The organism is Microbacterium sp. AB (genome assembly GCF_032878875.1).
Lineage (GTDB): Bacteria > Actinomycetota > Actinomycetes > Actinomycetales > Microbacteriaceae > Microbacterium > Microbacterium betulae.
The window spans coordinates 1,030,973-1,049,477 of sequence record NZ_CP118157.1; the positions used below are offsets into that span (position 1 = coordinate 1,030,973).

Genomic DNA, 18,505 nt, shown 5'->3' on the forward strand with positions numbered 1-18,505 from the left:
ATGCCCACCCGAGCCGAATGGGAGCAGCTCGCCCGCACCGTCCAGCCGCGCCGACGGGCGTTCATCGACGGCGCCTTCGCCGACGCCGCGGACGGCGACGAGTTCGAGACCGTCAACCCCGCCACGGGAACCGTCCTCGCGCGCGTCGCACGAGGCCGGTCGGCCGACGTCGACAGGGCCGTGGCGGCGGCGCGCCGCGCCTTCGACGCCGGAGCCTGGTCGCGGGCGGCGCCCGCGCACCGCAAGGCCGTCCTGCTGGCGCTCGCCGAGGCCGTCCGGGCGCACGCCGACGAGCTCGCCGTGCTCGACACGCTCGACGGCGGCAAGCTCATCGCCGACACCTCCGCCGTGGACGTCCCCGGCTCCGCGGCCATCCTGCAGTGGTACGCGGAGTCGGTCGACAAGCAGTACGGGGAGGTCGCCCCGACCGCCCCCGCCGACCTGGCCATCGTCACCCGCGAGCCCGTGGGGGTCGTCGGCGCCGTCGTGCCGTGGAACTACCCGCTCGAGATGGCGATCTGGAAGCTCGCCCCCGCGCTCGCCGCCGGCAACAGCGTCGTCCTCAAGCCCGCCGAGGAGTCGCCGCTCTCGGCGCTGCGCCTGGCCGAGCTGGCGGCGGAGGCGGGCCTGCCCGACGGCGTGCTGAACGTCGTGCCCGGATACGGCGAGGAGGCCGGTCAGGCCCTCGGCCGTCATCCCGACGTCGACGTGATCGCGTTCACGGGATCGACCTCCGTCGGCAAGCTGTTCCTGCGCTACGCGGGCGAGTCGAACATGAAGCAGGTCTGGCTGGAGTGCGGCGGCAAGAGCGCCAACCTCGTGTTCGCCGACGCCGGCGACCTGGACCTCGTGGCGGACAGGGCCGTGACGGGCATCTTCGGATGCGCGGGGCAGGTGTGCTCGGCCAACTCGCGGCTGCTCGTCGAGGAGTCGATCGCCGACGACCTGCTGGAGCGCATCGCGGTGCGCGCCGCGGCGCTGCGGGTCGGCGACCCGCTCGACCCCGGATCCACGATGGGGCCGCTCATCAGCCGCCGCCAGCTCGATCGCGTCCTCGGCCGCATCGAGTCCGGCCGCTCCGAGGCGACCCTCGCGTTCGGCGGCGGCCGCGTCCATGAGGACAGCGGCGGGTTCTACGTCGAGCCCACGGCCTTCCGCGACGTGCCGTCCGAGGCCGCGATCTCTCGCGAGGAGGTGTTCGGGCCGGTGCTGGCGGTCTCGACCTTCCGCGCCGAGGAGGAGGCGATCGGCCGCGCCAACGCGAGCGAGTACGGGCTGGCGGCGTCCGTGTTCACCGACAGCATCCATCGCGCCCGGCGCGTGGCCCGTGCCCTGCACGCGGGCACCGTCTCGGTCAACACCGTCGACGCGCTCGACGTCACGACCCCCTTCGGCGGCGTGAAGCAGTCCGGGTTCGGACGCGACCTCTCGTTGCACGCGCTCGACAAGTTCACGTCGCTGAAGACCACGTGGTTCGCAGACCCGACGGCCGCCCCTCAGGAAGGATGAGCATGGCCTACGACACCCCCGACATCGTCGACTACCTCGTGCTCGGCGGCGGCACCGCCGGCTGCATCGTCGCGGCGCGCCTGAGCGAGGACCCCGACGCGAGCGTCGGCCTCGTGGAGGCCGGGCCCACCGACGCCGACGAGCCCCGCGCGAACTCCATCCGCCGCTGGGCCGAGATGCTGGAGGGGGAGTACGACCTCGACTACCGCAGCGTCCCCAACGAGCGCGGCAACTCCTCCATCCGCCAGGCACGCATGCGCATCATGGGCGGCTGCTCCACGGCGAACACGATGATCGCGTGGCGTCCCCTCCGCGGGGACATGGACCAATGGGTCGCGCTCGGGGCCGACGGCTGGGACTACGACACCGTGAGCTCCTGCTACGACCGCATCCTGGCGCCCGTCACGCCGATCCCGCCCGAGGACCGCAACCCCTACCTGCAGGACGTCATCGACTCCGCGACAGCGGCGCTGGGCGTGCCGGTGCGCGAGACGTGGAACGACGCCGAGGTCCGCAACGGCGCCGGGTACTTCGAGATCGGCTACGACCCCCTGACCAACCAGCGCTCGTCGGCGTCGTACGCGTACATCCGCAGCGGCGCCGATCGGCGCCCGAACCTCCACATCACCCTCGGCGGGCTCGTGGAGCGGCTGATCGTGGAGGACGGCCGAGCGGTCGGCGCGGCGGTGCGCACCGCGGAGGGCGTGCGGCAGCTGCGTGCGCGGCGCGAGGTGGTCGTCAGCTGCGGCGCGATCGACAGCCCCGCGCTGCTCATGCGGTCGGGGATCGGCCCGCGCGCCGTGCTGGCGGCCGCGGGCGTCGACGCGCTCGTCGACCTTCCCGGCGTCGGCGAGAACCTGCAGGACCACGCCGAGGGCCTCCTCGTCTGGGAGGCGCGTTCCGAGCGCTCCGCGATCAGCGCCACAGGCTGGGACGCCGGCTACGTCGTGACGGTCGACGACGACGCGTCCGTCCCCGACGTCTCCACGCACATCCCGCTGGAGACCTGGGGCGTGCACGCCGAGCGCGAGGGCACGGCGCTGCCCGCGAACACCGTGTCGCTCGTGCCCAACGTCGCCAAGCCCCGCAGCCGCGGTCGCGTGTGGATCACTTCGCCCTCGGCCGACGACGCCCCCTCGATCGACTACCGCTCCTTCACCGATCCCGACGGCCGCGACGAGCGGATGCTCGTGGCCGGTGCGCGCCTGGCGCGCAGGGTCGCCCAGCGGGAGCCGTTCGCCTCCCATCTCGTGCGCGAGGTGTTCCCGGGGCCCGAGGCGCAGAGCGACGAGGAGCTGTCGGCGGCACTGCGCGCCACCCATCAGACCGTCTACCACGTGTCGTGCACCTGCCGGATGGGCGCGGACGACGACCCGGCGGCCGTGCTCGACGCCCGGCTGCGCGTGCGAGGAGTCGACGGGCTGCGCGTCGTGGACGCGTCCTCGTTCCCCACGCTCTCGGCGCTCAACCCCGTCGGCCTCATCATGTCCGTCGCCGAGCGCGCCGTCGACCTCATCCGCGAGGACGCCGCGGAGGCCGCCCGATGACCTCCCCCGAGTTCGACGTGCTCATCGTCGGCGGAGGCCTGATGGGCGCCGGTCTCGCACGAGCCGTGCGCGACGCCGATCCCGACGCGCGCATCGCGATCGTCGAGGCCGGACCCGCGATCGGCGGGACCCGAGGGCAGCACCTGCACGAGATCGACGACCCCGAGCTGTGGCGCCGCTACAACCGCGGCCTTCGGGCGGGCACGCAGGCGCACTACGTCGGCGCGGCCGCGGCATCCGATCCCGGCTCGACCGCGGCCCACGCGGAGCCGGGCGTCTACCGCCTCGGCTCCTTCGGCGAGGACGCCGACGAGCTCCCCGGAGCCGCGATCGCGTGGAACTCCGGCGGCATGGGAGCCCACTGGACCGCCGCCACCCCGACGCCGTACGGCGCCGAGGTGTTCGCCTTCGGCGGCCGGGACGAGTGGGACGCCGATCTGGCGCGCGCCCGGGAGCTGCTGCAGGTGCATCCCGACCCCTACGGGCAGGATCCGGCCGCAGAGCCCGTGATCGCCCGCCTGCGCGAGCTGTTCGATCCGGTCAGCGCCCCCGGCCGCGGCGTGCAGGCCATGCCGATGGCCGTGCAGCCGGTGGGCGACGCCGGACCGCACGGGCCGCTGCGCCGCACGAGTCCCCGCGTGATCTTCCCGCCGATCGCCGACGGCTCCGACCCGGCGTTCACGATGCTCTCCGACTCGCTGTGCCTCGGTCTCGTCATGGACGGCTCGACGGCGACGGGCGCGCGCGTCCGGCACCTGCCGACCGGCGGGGAGCGGGAGGTCACGGCCGCGCGGGTCGCCGTGTGCGCCGACGCGATGCGCACGCCCCAGCTGCTGTTCGCCTCGGGCATCCGGCCGCCCGCCCTCGGCCGGCGTCTCAACGAGCACGTCTTCGTCTCCGGGCGCGTGCTCGTGGACGCCGCCGAGGTGCCGCTCGACCTGGCCGCGCTGCGCCCGACGCTCGCGGGCGAGTGGCACGTGGCGTCCCACTGGCTGCCGCACAGCGGAGCGCGTCAGCCCTTCCAGGGGCAGATCATGAGCGCGCTCGTGCTCGACGAGGACCTGCGCACGCCGCTCGGCTACTTCGTCCAGCTGTCCTGGTACGTCCCGACGGAGACGCGGGAGGAGAACCGGGTGGAGTTCTCGGAGACGGAGACGGACGTCGCCGGGCTGCCGCGCATGCGCGTGCGCTTCTCGTACTCCGACGCCGACCGGCGGATGATCGCCGAGGCCCGGGCGGCGCAGCGCCGGGCGGGGGAGGCGCTCGGAGACTTCGTCCCGGGGCGCGACTCGGAGGTGCTGGCACCGGGCTCGTCGCTGCACTACACGGGCACGGTGCGGATGGGCCTCGACCCGGAGACGAGCGTGTGCGACCCGGACGGCCGCGTCTGGGGCACCGACAACGTGTACGTCGCCGGCAACGGCGTCATCCCCACGCCGATGACCGCCAACACGACGCTCACGGGGATGGTCACGGTCGTCCGGGCGGCGCGGGCCGTGGCGAGCGCGGCGGAGGCCTCCGACGGGCTCCCCGCGCGGGGGCGCGCCGCCGGTCCGGGCGGCACGAGTCCTTGACACGGCGTTTCGCCGGGGTTTGACTGCGGGTACGGCCCGGAGACACCGGGCGCGGGTTCGACGAGGAGCTTCGCGAGATGGCGACCGTGCTGTGCGTCCTGTACCCCGATCCGACCGACGGTCATCCGCCGACCTACGCAAGGGACTCGATCCCGGAGATCGCCCGCTATCCGGGCGGGGAGACGACGCCGAGCCCGCGCGGGATCGACTTCGTGCCCGGACAGCTGGTCGGCAGCGTCTCCGGCGGCCTCGGGCTCCGTCCGTACCTCGAGAAGGCGGGGCACCGGTTCGTCGTGACCAGCGACAAGGAGGGCCCCGACAGCGAGTTCGAGCGGCTCCTCCCCGAGGCCGACGTGGTGATCTCGCAGCCGTTCTGGCCCGCGTACCTGGACGCCGATCGCCTCGCGAAGGCACGACGTCTCCGGCTCGCCGTCACGGCGGGCGTCGGATCGGACCACGTCGATCTCGGAGCCGCCATCGAGCGGGGGATCACCGTCGCCGAGGTCACGTACTCGAACTCTCTCAGCGTCGCCGAGCACGCGGTGATGCAGATCCTCGCGCTGGTCCGCGACTACCTGCCGGCGCACGACATCGTCCGGGCGGGCGGATGGAACATCGCCGACGCCGTGAAGCGCAGCTACGACATCGAGGGCATGGAGGTCGGGGTCGTGGCCGCCGGGCGCATCGGACGGGCGGTGCTCGAGCGCCTGAAGCCGTTCGGGGTGCGCCTGGCCTACTTCGACAAGCACCGGCTCCCGGCCGATGTGGAGAAGGAGCTCGGCACGACCTACCACGACGACGTCAGAGCGCTCACCGCCGCCGTCGACGTGCTGTCGATCCATGCTCCGCTGCAGCCGGAGACCTACCGCCTGTTCGACGACGAGCTGATCGGGACGATGCGGCGTGGGTCGTACATCGTGAACACGGCCCGGGCGGCGATCGTCGACCGGGACGCCGTCGTGCGCGCACTGGAGTCGGGAAGGCTCGCGGGCTACGCCGGCGACGTGTGGTACCCGCAGCCGCCGCCGGCCGACCATCCGTGGCGGTCGATGCCGCACGAGGCGATGACGCCGCACATGTCGGGTTCGTCGCTGTCCGCCCAGGCCCGGTACGCGGCGGGGACGCGCGAGATCCTCGAGGCGTTCTTCGACGGCACGCCGATCCGCGAGGAGTACCTCATCGCCGCGGGCGGCGCTCTCGTCGGTGCCGGCGCGCACGCGTACACCGCGGCCGCCGGCCAGGCGAGCCCCGGAAGCACGGGGCGCTGAGAAGGCGGGCCGCTGCCGATCGCACAGGCCATCCGGGCGCGATCGCGACCGGATACGCGAAGGAGAGGACACCATGACAACCAACCGAGCGGTCGCGTACAAGGGACCCGGAAAGGTCGAGGTCGTCGATACCCCGTACCCGGAGTTCGAGCTCAAGGACGGTCCGGGAGTGAATCCCGCCAACATCGGGCGCAAGGTGCCGCATGGCGCGATCCTGCGCACCGTCAGCACGAACATCTGCGGCTCCGACCAGCACATGGTGCGTGGGCGCACGACGGCTCCCGCGGGGCTCGTGCTCGGCCACGAGATCACCGGCGAGGTGATCGAGGTCGGACCGGACGTCGAGTTCGTCCAGGTCGGGGACATCGTCTCGGTGCCGTTCAACATCGCCTGCGGCCGCTGCCGCAACTGCAAGGAGGGCAAGACCGGCATCTGTCTGAACGTCAACCCCGACCGCCCCGGCAGCGCATACGGCTACGTCGACATGGGCGGATGGGTCGGCGGTCAGGCGGAGTACGTGCTCGTCCCGTACGCGGACTGGAACCTGCTGAGATTCCCCGACCGCGACCAGGCGCTCGAGAAGATCCTCGACCTGACGATGCTGTCGGACATCTTCCCCACGGGCTTCCACGGCGCCGTCACCGCGGGCGTGGGCCCGGGATCGACCGTCTACATCGCCGGAGCCGGGCCGGTGGGCCTCGCCGCCGCCGTCGGCGCCCAGCTGCTGGGAGCCGCCGTCGTCATCGTGGCCGACCTCAACGAGGACCGCCTGGCTCAGGCGCGCTCGTTCGGCGCCGAGACGGTGAACGTCGCCGAGGGCGACCCCCGCGACCAGATCGAGCAGCTCCTGGGCGTCCCCGAGGTCGACTCCGCCGTCGACGCGGTGGGCTTCGAAGCGCGCGGGCACGGAGCCGAAGCCGCGCACGAGGCCCCGGCGACGGTGCTCAACTCGCTGTTCGACGTGACCGCGGCCGGCGGCGCGGTCGGCATCCCCGGTCTCTACGTGACGGGAGACCCGGGCGGCGTCGACGACGCGGCCAAGGTCGGATCGCTGTCGCTGCGGCTCGGTCTCGGCTGGGCGAAGTCGCTGTCCTTCACGACCGGGCAGTGCCCCGTCATGAGGTACAACCGGCAGCTGATGCAGGCGATCCTCCACGACAGGGTCCAGATCGCGAAGGCCGTGAACGCGACGCCGATCTCCCTCGACGACGCGCCGCAGGGGTACGCGGACTTCGACCAGGGCGCGGCGCGGAAGTTCGTGCTCGACCCGAACGGCTACATCGCGGACGCGGCATGACGCGTCGCAGCGGAGGGGCGCCTACCCCGCGATGCGGACGACGGGGATGCTCGAGGTGGGCAGCGGCAGCGTCAGCGGAGGCAACAGGCCGATGACGGCGGCGGCCGGCACGGGCAGGGGCAGCTCGGGGGACGGCTCCCTGCCCGGCAGGCCGATCGCGCCGGTCGCGTCCTCTCCCGTCGGGGAGGCCGCGATCTGCGCGGAAGCGGCGAGGCCCGAGGAGTCCTCGACGCTCCGGCGTGCGATGGCGACGAGCGTGTGGAGGCCCACGGCGGCCCAGACGACGTTCGACGCCACGCTCGGCCAGGCTCCGTAGAGGACTCCCGCGATCGCGCCGAGCAGGCCCCCGAGCGTGTTCAGGACCGCGTAGATCCGCGAGGCGGGTCCGACTCGGCCCCGCCAGAGGAGGGCATACGCGCCGAAGGTGCCCAGGGTCCCGAGCCAGCCGATGACCCCGGCCGAGATGTCGTCCACGAGAGCTCGTCGTTCCTTTCGCACGTCGCCGAACACCGCAACCCTAGGCCGGCGACGACATGCAGAACAAGTGAACTTTTCGCAACCGAGGGTTTAGGTTTGCTGAATGTGAGCATCAACCCGTCCCGCCTCCCGTTCCTCCTCGCGATCGCCCGCCACGGCGGCGTCCTCGCCGCGGCGGAGGCGCTGCACGTCACGCCGTCCGCGGTGTCGCAGCAGCTGGCCCGCCTGGAGGACGAGGTGGGCCGCCCCCTCGTCGAGCGCACGCCGCGCGGGACGACGATGACCGGCGCCGGGCGCGAGCTCGTGGAGCTCGCCGAGAACGTCGAGCGCGAGGTCAACGAGGCGGAGCAGCGCCTCGTCGCGGGCGACGCCGATCCGCGAGGACGCGTCCGGATCGGCGGGTTCCAGTCGTTCTTCTGCGCGGTTCTGGTGCCGGCCCTGCCGCGGTGGCGGAACGAGCTCTTCCACGTCGAGGTCGATCTGCGCGAGGGGACGCGAGCCCAGCTGCTGCGGAGCCTGCGCGCGGCGGAGCTCGACGTCGTCGTCGTCGAGTACGACGCCTCCGAGCCGGTCCCCGCGCTGGGGTCGGGCGTGCACGAGGTCCCGCTGATGGACGACCCGTGGAAGCTCGTCGTCCCGGCCGGGACGGTCGCCGCCGGCGAGGTCGTCGAGCTGGAGCGGCTGCGCGCGCCGTGGCTCGGCGTCGAGTCGTCGGCCGCGACGCTCGATGCCGTGCGTCGCGTGCGGACGTCGTTGCGGGGCTCGACCTCGGCGCACACATACGGGGAGTACGCCACGGCGCTCGCCCTCGTCGCGGCGGGGGAGGGGGTGACGCTCCTCCCGAGCCTCGCGCTGCAGGGCCCGCTCCCGGACGGCGTGGACGTCGTCGACGTCCCCGGGCTGGGGGCGCGCCGCCTCGCCGTGCGGCATCGCTCGAACCGTCGGGAGCCGGGCCCCGCCGTGCGGGCCGCCGTCGGATTCCTGCGCGACGTCTCCGCGGCGTTCCAGGCGTCCCAGGGGAGCTGAGAGCGTCCGCACCAGGTAAAAGGCGTGTTACGAGGCGCCGGTCCGCCCGTCGATCCCTTATCGTTCAAGTGACCTATTAGCGACCGGAGCCACTGTGAACCTGCCGATCGACCGCCGCCGCTTCCTCGCGGGAGCGCTCGTCGGCGCGTCCACGCTGGCGCTCGCCGCATGCGGCGCCCCGCCCCTGAGCGTGCCCGAGCAGGCGGCGAGGGGCGCAGCACGGCGCGGAGCGACCATGCGCATCGCCCGCCCCGCCGCGAGCGCCGCGGAGACGCTGGACCCGGCGAGCTCGCTGTCGGCTTACGAGTACCTCGGCGCGCTCTACAACCGGCTGGTGCGCCTGAGCCCCGCAGGCGAGACCGTGCCCGACCTCGCGACGGACTGGTCGTCCAACGCCAGCGCCACGATCTGGGACTTCCGGCTCCGCGACGGCGTCCGGTTCCACGACGGGCGCCTGCTGACCTCCCGCGACGTCCGCTACACGTTCGATCACATCCTCGACCCCGACACCGCATCGCCCCAGGCGGGGCCTCTCTCGCTCGTCTCGGCGATCGACGCCGTCGACGCGACGCGCGTGCGGTTCCGGCTCGGCACGCCGAACGCCGAGTTCCCCTCGCTCCTGACCGCGTACCAGTGCTACATCGTCCCCGAGGACTCCGCGCCCGAGATCGGGCGGACGGGCGTCGGAACGGGACCCTTCGTCCTCGAGAGCTTCACGCCGGCGGGAAGCGGCGTCGTGCGCGCGAACGACGACTACTTCGACGGTCGCGCGAACCTGGACCGCATCGAGTTCTTCTCGATCCAGGACGCCTCGGCACGCGTCAACGCGCTGCTCTCGCGCCAGGTCGATCTGCTGTCGCAGACCAACCTCGACAACCCGACGGCGCGCGTCGTGTCCGCCGCAGCGGGGACGACCATCGCCCGCGTCGCCGACGCGCAGTGGTACACGATCCCCATGCTCGCGACGAGCGACGAGTTCGCCGATCCGCTCATGCGCCAGGCGATGAAGCTCGCCTACGACCCCGAGGCGATCCTCGCGACCGCGCTCCAGGGGACGGGCACCGGCGGATGGGACAACCCCGTGCCGAGCGGCGTCGTGGGGCGGCTGGAGTACGAGCGGGAGCACGACCCCGAGAAGGCCCGCGCCATCCTGCGCAGGATCGGGCGGGAGGACCCCGTCTTCACGATCCACACGTCGGCCTACGAGCCGAACCTCACCGCGATCGCGACGGCGTACGCCGACCAGGTCGCACAGGCGGGCATCACGCTGAACATCGCGAACGCGTCGGCGGACTCCTACTACACCGAGATCTGGATGAACCGGCCGCTCATGGTGAGCTACTGGTTCACGGGGCGCCCGATGGACCAGCTGCTCAACCAGATCTTCCGCTCCGGCTCGAGCTACAACGAGTCGGCGTGGTCGAACCCGCGGTTCGACCGGCTGCTCGACGAGGCGCGCGCCGACACGAACGAGGCGTCGCGGCGGCAGAAGTACGAGGACGCGCAGCGCCTCGTCATCGACGACGGCGCCGCGATGACCCCGGTCTTCGGCGACCGGCTCGTGGGCCTGTCGGACGAGGTCGTGGGCTACGACGAGCACGGGTTCGAGTTCGACTACCTCGGCCTCGGGCTGAAGGCGTGAGGGGCTGAGACGATGCTGCGGATGATCGGGGAGCGGCTGGCGACGATGATCGTCACGCTGGCGCTCGCCGCGTTCTTCGTGTTCTTCGCCGTGCAGGCGCTGCCGGGCGACGTCGCCGAGCAGCTCCTCGGGCAGAACGCCACTCCGGAGGCCGTGGCGACGCTGCGCGCGCAGCTCGGCCTCGACGTCAACGTCTGGGTCCGGTTCGCGCAGTGGGCGGGAGCCGCCGTCACGGGCGACTTCGGCGTCTCCCTCGTCTCCGGCGAGCCGGTGTCGGCGACGATCTGGTCGGCGTTCTCGAACTCGCTGCTCATCGCGGTGCCGGCCATCCTCGTCGGCGTCGCGCTGTCGCTCCTCCTGGGAGTCTGGGCGGGAGCCCGACGCGGGCGCGGCACGGACACCTCCATCTCGCTCGTCGCGCTCATCGCGATGAGCGTCCCCGAGTTCGTCGTCGCGACGGTCCTGGTCCTCGCGCTCGCGATCGCGGTGCCGGTCTTCCCCGCCACGGTGCTCAGGGGGACGGATGCGACCCTCGCCGATCTGCTGCCGGCGGCCGTCCTCCCCGCCGTGACGCTCGTGATCGCCATGGCCGCCTACATCATCCGCGCGATGCGCACGTCCACGATCGACGGCCTCGCCACCGAGTACGCCACGACGGCCGAGCTCAAGGGCGTGCCGCATCGCCGGGTGCTCTGGCGGCACGTCGTGCCCACGGCCGTACTGCCGGTGCTCCCGGTCATCTCCATCAACGTCGCATGGCTCCTCGGCGGCGTGGTCGTCGTCGAGTCGGTGTTCAACTACCCCGGGCTCGGCACGCTCATGCTCGAGTCCGTCTCGACGCGCGACCTGCCGGTGCTGCAGGCGATCGCGCTCCTGAGCGCCGCGGTGTACGTCACCGTGAACCTGCTCGCCGACGTGCTCGCGCTCGTCGCGGATCCGCGCCAGCGCACGCTCCAGCGGGCGCGGCGCCGGACCGCCGCCACGACCGCCACGACGGAGGAGAAGCGATGAGCGCCGACGGACGCCGCCGCGACGGCCTCACTCCCGGAACCCTCGTCGGCATCGGGCTCGTCGCCGTGACCGTGCTCGTCGCGCTGCTCGCCCCGTGGCTCTCGCCGTACGACCCGATCGCGACCGACTCCGGGAACGCGCTCGCCGGCGCCAGCGGGAGCCACTGGCTCGGCACCGACCAGTACGGCAGGGACGTCCTCTCCCGGACGCTCGAGGGAGGACGCTTCGCGCTGCTCGTCTCGCTGCTGGCCACCACGGTCGCCGTCGGCGTCGGCACGCTCGCCGGGACCGTCGCCGCCTCCTCCGGCAGATGGGTCGACGGATCGATCACGCGCGTCCTCGACGCCGTGCTGGCGGTGCCGTCCGTGCTCGCGCTGCTCGTCATCGTCTCCGTGTTCGGCAACAGCCTCCCGGTGCTCGTGCTCGCCGTCTCCGTGATCTACGTGCCCGCCGTGGCGAGGGTCGTCCGCGGAGCCGCGCGCCCCGTCCTCTCGTCCGCGTACGTCACGGCCGCCCGCGCCCGCGGCGAGGGCATGCTCGCGATCATCCGCCGCGAGGTGCTCCCGAACATCCTCGACACGGTGCTCGTCGAGTTCGCGATGCGCGCGTCATGGGTGATCCTGCTCATCTCGACGCTGTCGTTCCTCGGCTTCGGGGTCAATCCGCCCACACCCGACTGGGGACTGATGATCCAGGAAAACCGCACCGCCGTGACGGTGGCCCCGGCGGGGACGATCGCGCCCATCGTCGCCCTGTCGCTCCTCGTCGTCGGGCTGAACCTCGCCGCCGACGGACTGGGCAAGCACTTCGGCATCGACCGTGCGCGCCGGGGGGTGGTGTGATGTCCGAGACCGCCGTCGCCGAGGTCACCGGCCTCCGCATCTCGTACCGGGCGGGCGCGCGCCGCGTCGTCGTGGCCGACGACGTGTCCTTCCGCCTGGAGCCGGGCCGGACGCTCGGTCTCGTCGGCGAGTCGGGGAGCGGGAAGTCGACGGTCGCGCGCACGCTGCTCGGGCACCTGCGCGCCGGCTCGTTCGTCGACGCCGGCTCGGTGACGGTCCTCGGCGAGGACGTCTTCGCGCTGCCCTCGGAACGGCTGCGCCGGCTCCGGGGCGCAGAGGTCTCGCTCGTCTCGCAGAACGCCGGGCACGCCCTCACGCCGTCGATGCGCGTGGGAGCCCAGATCCGGGAGGCGCTCGCCGTCCACGGCCTGCCGTGCGACGACGCGCGGATCGTCGAGCTGCTGACCCTCGTCCGCCTCCCGTCGCCGGCCTCGCTCGCCCGGCGTCACGCGCACGAGCTCTCGGGCGGACAGCAGCAGCGCGTGGCGATCGCGATGGCGGTCGCGACGAACCCGAAGATCCTCGTGCTGGACGAGCCGACCACGGCGCTCGACGTCGTGACGCAGGCCGCCGTGCTCGCCCTCGTCGACGACCTCCGCGCGACCCTCGGCATGGCGGTCCTCATCGTGAGCCATGACCTGGGCGTGGTCTCGGCGGTGGCGGACGAGATGCTCGTCCTCGATCACGGGCGGGTCGTCGAGCACGGACCCACGACGGAGGTGCTCCACACGCCCCGCGCCGACGAGACGCGCACGCTCATCCAGGCCGCCCCGCGCATCCACGGCGTCGACATGCCCGCCGTGCGGGACCTCGCCGAGGCGGATGTCGTGGTGCGCTGCCGCGATGTCGACGTCCGCTACCCGCGCGCCGCGACGCTCGCCGTCCACGGCGTCGATCTGGAGCTGCGGCGCGGAGAGACGGTGGCGATCGTCGGCGAGTCCGGCAGCGGGAAGTCCACCGTCGCGGCCGCGCTCGCCGGCCTCGTCCCCGTCGAGCGCGGCGACGCGCACCTGTGGACGGCGGACGGGGCGCGCCACGATCTGCTCGGCGTCGCGGGAAGACGCCCGCTCGACGTCCGGCGGTCCGTGCAGCTCGTCTTCCAGAACGCCGATCTCGCGCTCAACCCGCGCCGCACGGTCGGCGACGCGATCGCCCGGCCGCTCAGCGTGTTCCGCCGCGCCCGGGGCAGGGCGGCGCAGCGCGACGTCGTCTCCCGGCTGCTCACCGAGGTCGGGCTCAGCCCCGACGTGGCGCTGCGGCTCCCCGCTCAGCTCTCCGGCGGGCAGCGGCAGCGCGTCGGGATCGCCCGAGCCCTCGCCGCCGAGCCGTCCGTCCTCATCGCCGACGAGATCACGACGGCGCTGGACGTGTCGGTCCAGGCGGAGGTGCTCGCGCTGCTCGACGACCTGCGGCGTGCGCGCGGGCTGTCCTGCCTGTTCATCAGCCACGACCTCGCCGTCGTGCGCAGCGTGGCCGACCGGATCGTCGTCATGAACGAGGGGCGGGTCGTCGAGACCGCGCCCACGGCGTCGCTGTTCGCGAGCCCCCGCCACCCGTACACGCGGATGCTCCTCGACGCGGTCGTCGAGCCCGGTCACACCGATCTGCCTTCGAGCGACGCGGACAGCCGCGTCCTCGACCTGGACCCCGCCGCCGCCCTCGTCGACGTCGGCGACGGTCATCGAGTACGCGCCGACAGAGGAGCACGCACCACCCCATGAGGATCGTCGACATCGACCCCGCGACTCTCGACGTGCGCGACCTGTGGATCCCGATGCGCGACGGGGTGCGGCTGCACGCGCGCGCGTGGCTGCCGGCCGACGCGGACGAGCACCCGGTTCCCGCCCTGCTGGAGTACCTGCCCTACCGGCTGGACGACTGGACGTCGCCGCGCGACAGCGAGCGCCATCCGTACTACGCCGCACACGGCTACGCGTCGGTGCGCGTCGACATCCGCGGCACGGGCAGCTCGGACGGACTCTTCGACGACGAGTACTCCCCGGCCGAGCTCGGCGACGGCGTCGCGGTCGTCGAGTGGCTCGCGGCGCAGCCGTGGTGCACGGGGGCGGTCGGGATGTTCGGCATCTCGTGGGGCGGGTTCAACGCGCTCCAGATCGCGCAGCGCGCGCCCGAGGCGCTGAAGGCGATCGTGACGGTCTGCTCGACGGACGACCGCTACGACAACGACGTCCACTACGTCGGCGGCGCGGTCCTCGGCGTGGACATGTCGGCGTGGGCGGGGACGATGCTGGCCTTCGCGTCCCGTCCGCCGCGGCCCGAGGTCGTGGGCTCCGGATGGGTGGAGCAGTGGCGCGAGCGCCTCGCGCACCAGACGCCGCTCGCCCCCGTCTGGCTCGGGCATCAGGAGCGCGACGCCTATTGGAGGCGGGGCAGCGTCAACGAGGACTACGGCGCCATCCGGGCCGCCGTGCTCGCCGTGGGCGGATGGGCCGACCCCTATCGAGACACGGTGCTGCGCCTGCTGACCCACCTCGACGCGCCGGTCAAGGGCATCATCGGCCCGTGGTCGCATCAGTACCCCGACCGCGGGTTGGCTCCGGGGCCGGGCATCGGGTTCCTGCAGGAGACCCTCCGCTGGTGGGACAGGTGGCTGAAGGGCGTCGCCACCGGCGTGGAGGACGACCCCGACCTGCGCGCGTGGGTCAACGACCCGGAGCGTCCGTCGACGTACGTGGAGGAGCGCGAGGGCCGCTGGGCGGGCCTCGGATGGCCGGGCGCGGGCGAGCGCCGACGGCTGCCGCTCGGCGACGGCCGCGTCGTCGTCAGGTCGCCGTGGGCGACGGGGCAGGACGCGGGGCGGTTCTTCCCGTTCGGGAACGCCGCCGACCTGCCTCCGGACCAGCGTGCGGAGGACGGGCGGTCGGTGTGTGTGGATCTCGACGTGGGAGAGGAGCCGCTCGACCTCCTCGGCAACGCCACGGCACGTCTCCGCCTGCGTTCGACCCACGATCGAGGCCACGTGATCGTGCGGCTCTGCGACGTCGCGCCCGACGGGGCGTCGACCCTCGTGACGCGCGGGGTGCTCAACCTGCTCAAGCGGGACGGGATGGACGCCGTGGCGCCGCTGACGCCGGGAGAGGACGTCGACGTCGAGGTGCCGCTCGTCGCCGCGGGGTACCGCTTCGCGCCCGGCCACCGCATCCGCGTCGCGCTGAGCAACCGCTACTGGCCCTGGGTCTGGCCGCACGGCGTCGACGACGCGCTCGAGGTCGACCTCTCGGCGTCGTCCGTCACCCTTCCCCTCGTCCCCGTCGAGGGCGTGGAGACGCCGGCCTTCGCGCCGCCCGAGCACGCACGGCCGATCGCGATCGAGACCCCGCTCTCGGCGGAGGAGCCTCACCCCGAGCGGCTCGTCACGCACGACGTGGCGCGCGGCGAGACGACGCTGCGCGTGGATCCGGGGTACGGCGGCACGCGTCGCTACCCCGACGGCCTGAGCTTCTGGGAGTCCGCCGAGGAGGTCTACGTCGTCCGGGAAGGAGACCCCTGCTCGCCCGAGGCGCGGAGCCGCTGGCGGATCCGGATGGCGGGCGAGGGCTGGGAGGCGGACGTCGAGACGACGACGACGATCACCGCGGACGAGCGGGAGTTCCGGATCGCGAGCCGCGTGCGCGCGGAGGCGGTCCGCGGCGGCGTGCGCGAGGTCGTGGCGGACCGCTCGCTCGAGGACGTCGTCCCGAGGACGTCGGCATGACGCAGCGCCGCTTCGCGCCTGCGGAACGGCGTCGGCTGATCGTCGAGGCCGCGCGCTCCGTCATCGTGCAGCGAGGGCTCGCGGCGACGTCGCTGCGCGACATCGCCGCGGCGTCCGGCGTCTCGCTCGGCACGGTCACCTACCACTTCTCGAGCATCGACGAGATCCTCAGCGCGGTCGTCGTCGCCGAGTCGGAGCGGTTCTACGGAGAGGTCGTGAAGGCGGCCGACGCCGAGCCCGAGCCGCGGCGCGCGCTCACGATGCTCGTCGATCCGCTCTTCTCGGACGATGCGGACGTCGAGGCGCACTGGCGGATCTGGTCGGACTACTGGGCGGCCGTCGCCCGGCGCCCGGAGATCGCCGACGCCTACGCGACGCGGATCCGCTCCTGGGAGGCCTGCTGCGCGCGGGTCATCCGTCGTGGCGTCGACGCGGGCGTCTTCGCCGCGGTCGACCCGGAGGAGGCGGCGCTCAAGCTCGCGGCGTACTCCGACGGGCTCGGCACGCAGCGCGCCCAGGGCACATCCGGCCTCACCGCCGAGACGGCGCGGGCGTGGATGGGGGAGTTCACGGGCCTGCTGCTCGCGCGCTGAGGGGGCGTCGTGGCCGCTCCGCGCCGCATGACGCCGTGTGACGTCGCGCATCATGTGCGCGGGCTAGGGTGCCCGTACCGCAGTTCCGAGCCGTGTCCGCCCATCCGTCTGGAGCGTGTGACCGATGTCCGTTCTCACCGAAGTCCTGTCCGCCAACGAGGCCTACGCCGAGTCGTTCGGCGACAAGGCCGCCCTCGCCCTGCCGCCCGCCCGCGGCTTCGCCATCCTGACCTGCATGGATGCGCGCCTCGATCCCGCGAAGTACGCGGGTCTCTCGGAAGGCGACGCCCACGTCATCCGCAACGCCGGAGGGCGTGCGTCGGACGACGCCATCCGCTCGCTCGTCATCTCGTACAAGCTCCTCGGCACGAAGGAGTGGTTCGTCATCCACCACAGCGACTGCGGCATGGAGTTCTTCACGGACGACGTGATCCGCGGACTGCTCGCGAGCAGCCTCGAGACCGCCGCGCTGGGCTCCGACGGCTTCACCGACGTCGGCGAGGGTCCGGGCGCGCGTGAAGGGGACTATATCGACTGGCTGACGATCTCCGACCAGGTCGAGAGCGTCACGGAAGACGTGCGGCGGATCCGAGAGCACCCCCTCGTCCCGGGCCGCATCCCCATCCACGGCTACATCTACGCCGTGTCGACGGGTCGCCTGATCGAGGTGCCCGAGGCCACGGAGGTCGGCGCGGCGCGATAGGCGCGTCTCGTCGCTCTCCTTTGCCGGCCGCAGGGTTCATATCGCAGTAAGTGCTCTTCCGCGGCTTTGCAAGGGCACTTATCGCGATATGAACGCCGGACGGGCGGCTGGCGGCCGGCGCGTCGAACGGCGTCCGTCACCCGACGATGACGGAGCAGACGACGGCGAGCACCAGCGTGCGCGCGAGCACGGCCCATGCGGAGCCGCGGAGAGACCTGTTCCGACTCCGCAGGACGAGCGCGGCGCCTGCGTACAGGATGACGTTCGCGATCCCTCCGAAGAACGCGAGCGATATCGCGGTGTCGTATGCCGCGCCGTCTGCGCCGCCGGTCTGGAACGCCCTGAAGGCCAAGACGACGGGCAGCGCGGCCGACAGCACGATGCCGAGAATCCAGGTGAGGGCGGCGAGCGTGCCCGCCGGTTCCTCTCGGCCGATGTCGTCGTCCGAGCCCGCGCGGGTGCTCACTCGAAGACCTCTTCGAGCCTGGTGCCCGACTCCTGCAGGCTGCGGATCGTCTCGTCGCGCGCCTTCCGCTGCGCGGCGTTCAGCCCGTCGAGCGTCCCCCCGGGCTCGGCCTCACGGAGGGAACCGTCTGCGGAGCTTCCGAGGTACGGCCACACGAGCTCCTCAGATCCGGCCAGCTCCACGACCAATCCCTGAGGGTTGGGATACTGCCACAGGGGCACGTTGGCCGTCCGCTCGTCCACCCGCTCGACGTCGTAGGCGGGATCGGCCGCACGCTCCTCGGCGCTCAGCGGCTCGGACAGATAGACGAGAGCATCTCTGCCGGTCGGAAGGTCTGCCGTGAGCGCCGCGGGATCCATCGTCGGCGCGATGCGCGACACGTGGATGACGTCGCCCTCCCGCACCGACTGGCCGTCGCTCTGGTCGATCACGCGCGTGATCTCCAGCTGCATCACGATGGTCGAGCCGACGTCCATGCCCGTCGTCGTGCGGGTGATGACCCCGGGCATCCATTCCACGATCGTGCCCTCGGCGACGAGGTCGGACACGACGCCGAGCCCCGTCGAGTCGAGGTAGACGGCTTGAAGGACCGCTTCGGTGCTCAAAGCCGTGAGGAGCGCCTCGTCTCCGCGTGCTTCCGTCTCGTCGACGATGCTCGGGATGGAGGTCGTCGCGCTGACGGATGCGTCGTCCATCGTGGTCGCGCATCCCGTGGCCAGGCTCAGGAGGGCGATGGCCGGAACGACGGCGAAAGGAGGCAACGAGGGACGGGTCTTCGTCATCGCGGGCACGGCACCACCATATGGTTGCAGCGGGCCAGAGCGGGAGGACGAGA

Annotated in this window: 16 protein-coding genes; 13 read left to right on the plus strand and 3 right to left on the minus strand. The window is 72.7% G+C overall.

Features of this window, described 5'->3' with window-relative positions; translation table 11 throughout:
• The 5 genes from N8K70_RS04965 (at window position 1) to fdhA (ending at window position 7,195) form a co-directional block, all read left to right on the plus strand.
• Window positions 1–1,509, plus strand: a complete 1,509-nt coding sequence (locus N8K70_RS04965; protein ID WP_317140506.1) for an aldehyde dehydrogenase — start codon at window positions 1–3, stop codon at window positions 1,507–1,509.
• A gap of 2 nt (window positions 1,510–1,511) precedes the next feature.
• Window positions 1,512–3,056, plus strand: a complete 1,545-nt coding sequence (locus N8K70_RS04970) for a GMC family oxidoreductase (RefSeq protein WP_317140507.1) — start codon at window positions 1,512–1,514, stop codon at window positions 3,054–3,056.
• Window positions 3,053–4,630, plus strand: coding sequence for a GMC family oxidoreductase (locus N8K70_RS04975; RefSeq protein WP_317140508.1), 1,578 nt, complete (start codon window positions 3,053–3,055; stop codon window positions 4,628–4,630). Before N8K70_RS04970 ends, N8K70_RS04975 begins: the two co-directional genes overlap by 4 nt.
• A gap of 77 nt (window positions 4,631–4,707) precedes the next feature.
• Entirely contained in the window at window positions 4,708–5,898 is a 1,191-nt protein-coding gene (locus tag N8K70_RS04980) for an NAD-dependent formate dehydrogenase (RefSeq protein ID WP_317140509.1), read from the plus strand.
• Window positions 5,899–5,971: 73 nt separating this feature from the next.
• Complete coding sequence (gene fdhA, locus N8K70_RS04985; RefSeq protein WP_317140510.1) at window positions 5,972–7,195, plus strand: formaldehyde dehydrogenase, glutathione-independent; 1,224 nt, start codon at window positions 5,972–5,974, stop codon at window positions 7,193–7,195.
• A 21-nt stretch (window positions 7,196–7,216) separates the two neighbouring features.
• Here fdhA and N8K70_RS04990 read toward each other — a convergent pair whose 3' ends face one another.
• The gene (locus N8K70_RS04990) at window positions 7,217–7,669 is read right to left on the minus strand and encodes a hypothetical protein (protein WP_317140511.1); all 453 of its coding nucleotides are present in this window, start codon (window positions 7,667–7,669) and stop codon (window positions 7,217–7,219) included.
• 108 nt (window positions 7,670–7,777) lie between these two features.
• On the opposite strand from N8K70_RS04990, the gene N8K70_RS04995 reads away from it, so the two are divergent.
• The 8 genes from N8K70_RS04995 (at window position 7,778) to N8K70_RS05030 (ending at window position 17,204) form a co-directional block, all read left to right on the plus strand.
• The gene (locus N8K70_RS04995; protein WP_317140512.1) at window positions 7,778–8,698 is read left to right on the plus strand and encodes a LysR family transcriptional regulator; all 921 of its coding nucleotides are present in this window, start codon (window positions 7,778–7,780) and stop codon (window positions 8,696–8,698) included.
• Window positions 8,699–8,792: 94 nt separating this feature from the next.
• Window positions 8,793–10,340, plus strand: coding sequence for an ABC transporter substrate-binding protein (locus tag N8K70_RS05000; RefSeq protein WP_317140513.1), 1,548 nt, complete (start codon window positions 8,793–8,795; stop codon window positions 10,338–10,340).
• Window positions 10,341–10,352: 12 nt separating this feature from the next.
• A complete protein-coding gene (locus N8K70_RS05005; protein WP_317140514.1) occupies window positions 10,353–11,351 on the plus strand; it encodes an ABC transporter permease in 999 nt (332 codons plus the stop codon).
• Complete coding sequence (locus N8K70_RS05010) at window positions 11,348–12,193, plus strand: ABC transporter permease (protein WP_317140515.1); 846 nt, start codon at window positions 11,348–11,350, stop codon at window positions 12,191–12,193. The genes N8K70_RS05005 and N8K70_RS05010 overlap by 4 nt, the downstream gene beginning before the upstream one ends.
• Window positions 12,193–13,914 carry an ABC transporter ATP-binding protein gene (locus tag N8K70_RS05015; RefSeq protein ID WP_317140516.1) on the plus strand — a complete coding sequence of 574 codons (1,722 nt, stop codon included), beginning with the start codon at window positions 12,193–12,195 and terminating at the stop codon, window positions 13,912–13,914. The genes N8K70_RS05010 and N8K70_RS05015 overlap by 1 nt, the downstream gene beginning before the upstream one ends.
• Window positions 13,911–15,908, plus strand: a complete 1,998-nt coding sequence (locus N8K70_RS05020) for a CocE/NonD family hydrolase (RefSeq protein ID WP_317140517.1) — start codon at window positions 13,911–13,913, stop codon at window positions 15,906–15,908. Before N8K70_RS05015 ends, N8K70_RS05020 begins: the two co-directional genes overlap by 4 nt.
• Window positions 15,905–16,501, plus strand: coding sequence for a TetR/AcrR family transcriptional regulator (locus N8K70_RS05025; RefSeq protein WP_317140518.1), 597 nt, complete (start codon window positions 15,905–15,907; stop codon window positions 16,499–16,501). The genes N8K70_RS05020 and N8K70_RS05025 overlap by 4 nt, the downstream gene beginning before the upstream one ends.
• Before the next feature lie 124 nt (window positions 16,502–16,625).
• Window positions 16,626–17,204 carry a beta-class carbonic anhydrase gene (locus tag N8K70_RS05030; RefSeq protein ID WP_317140519.1) on the plus strand — a complete coding sequence of 193 codons (579 nt, stop codon included), beginning with the start codon at window positions 16,626–16,628 and terminating at the stop codon, window positions 17,202–17,204.
• Window positions 17,205–17,340: 136 nt separating this feature from the next.
• On the opposite strand, the gene N8K70_RS05035 is transcribed toward N8K70_RS05030, so the two are convergent.
• Together N8K70_RS05035 and N8K70_RS05040 are read right to left on the minus strand one after the other, a co-directional pair.
• Window positions 17,341–17,670: a hypothetical protein gene (locus N8K70_RS05035; protein ID WP_317140520.1), complete on the minus strand. Its 330-nt coding sequence runs from the start codon at window positions 17,668–17,670 to the stop codon at window positions 17,341–17,343.
• Entirely contained in the window at window positions 17,667–18,461 is a 795-nt protein-coding gene (locus N8K70_RS05040) for a hypothetical protein (RefSeq protein WP_317140521.1), read from the minus strand. The genes N8K70_RS05035 and N8K70_RS05040 overlap by 4 nt, the downstream gene beginning before the upstream one ends.
• Between the last annotated feature and the right edge of the window lie 44 nt (window positions 18,462–18,505).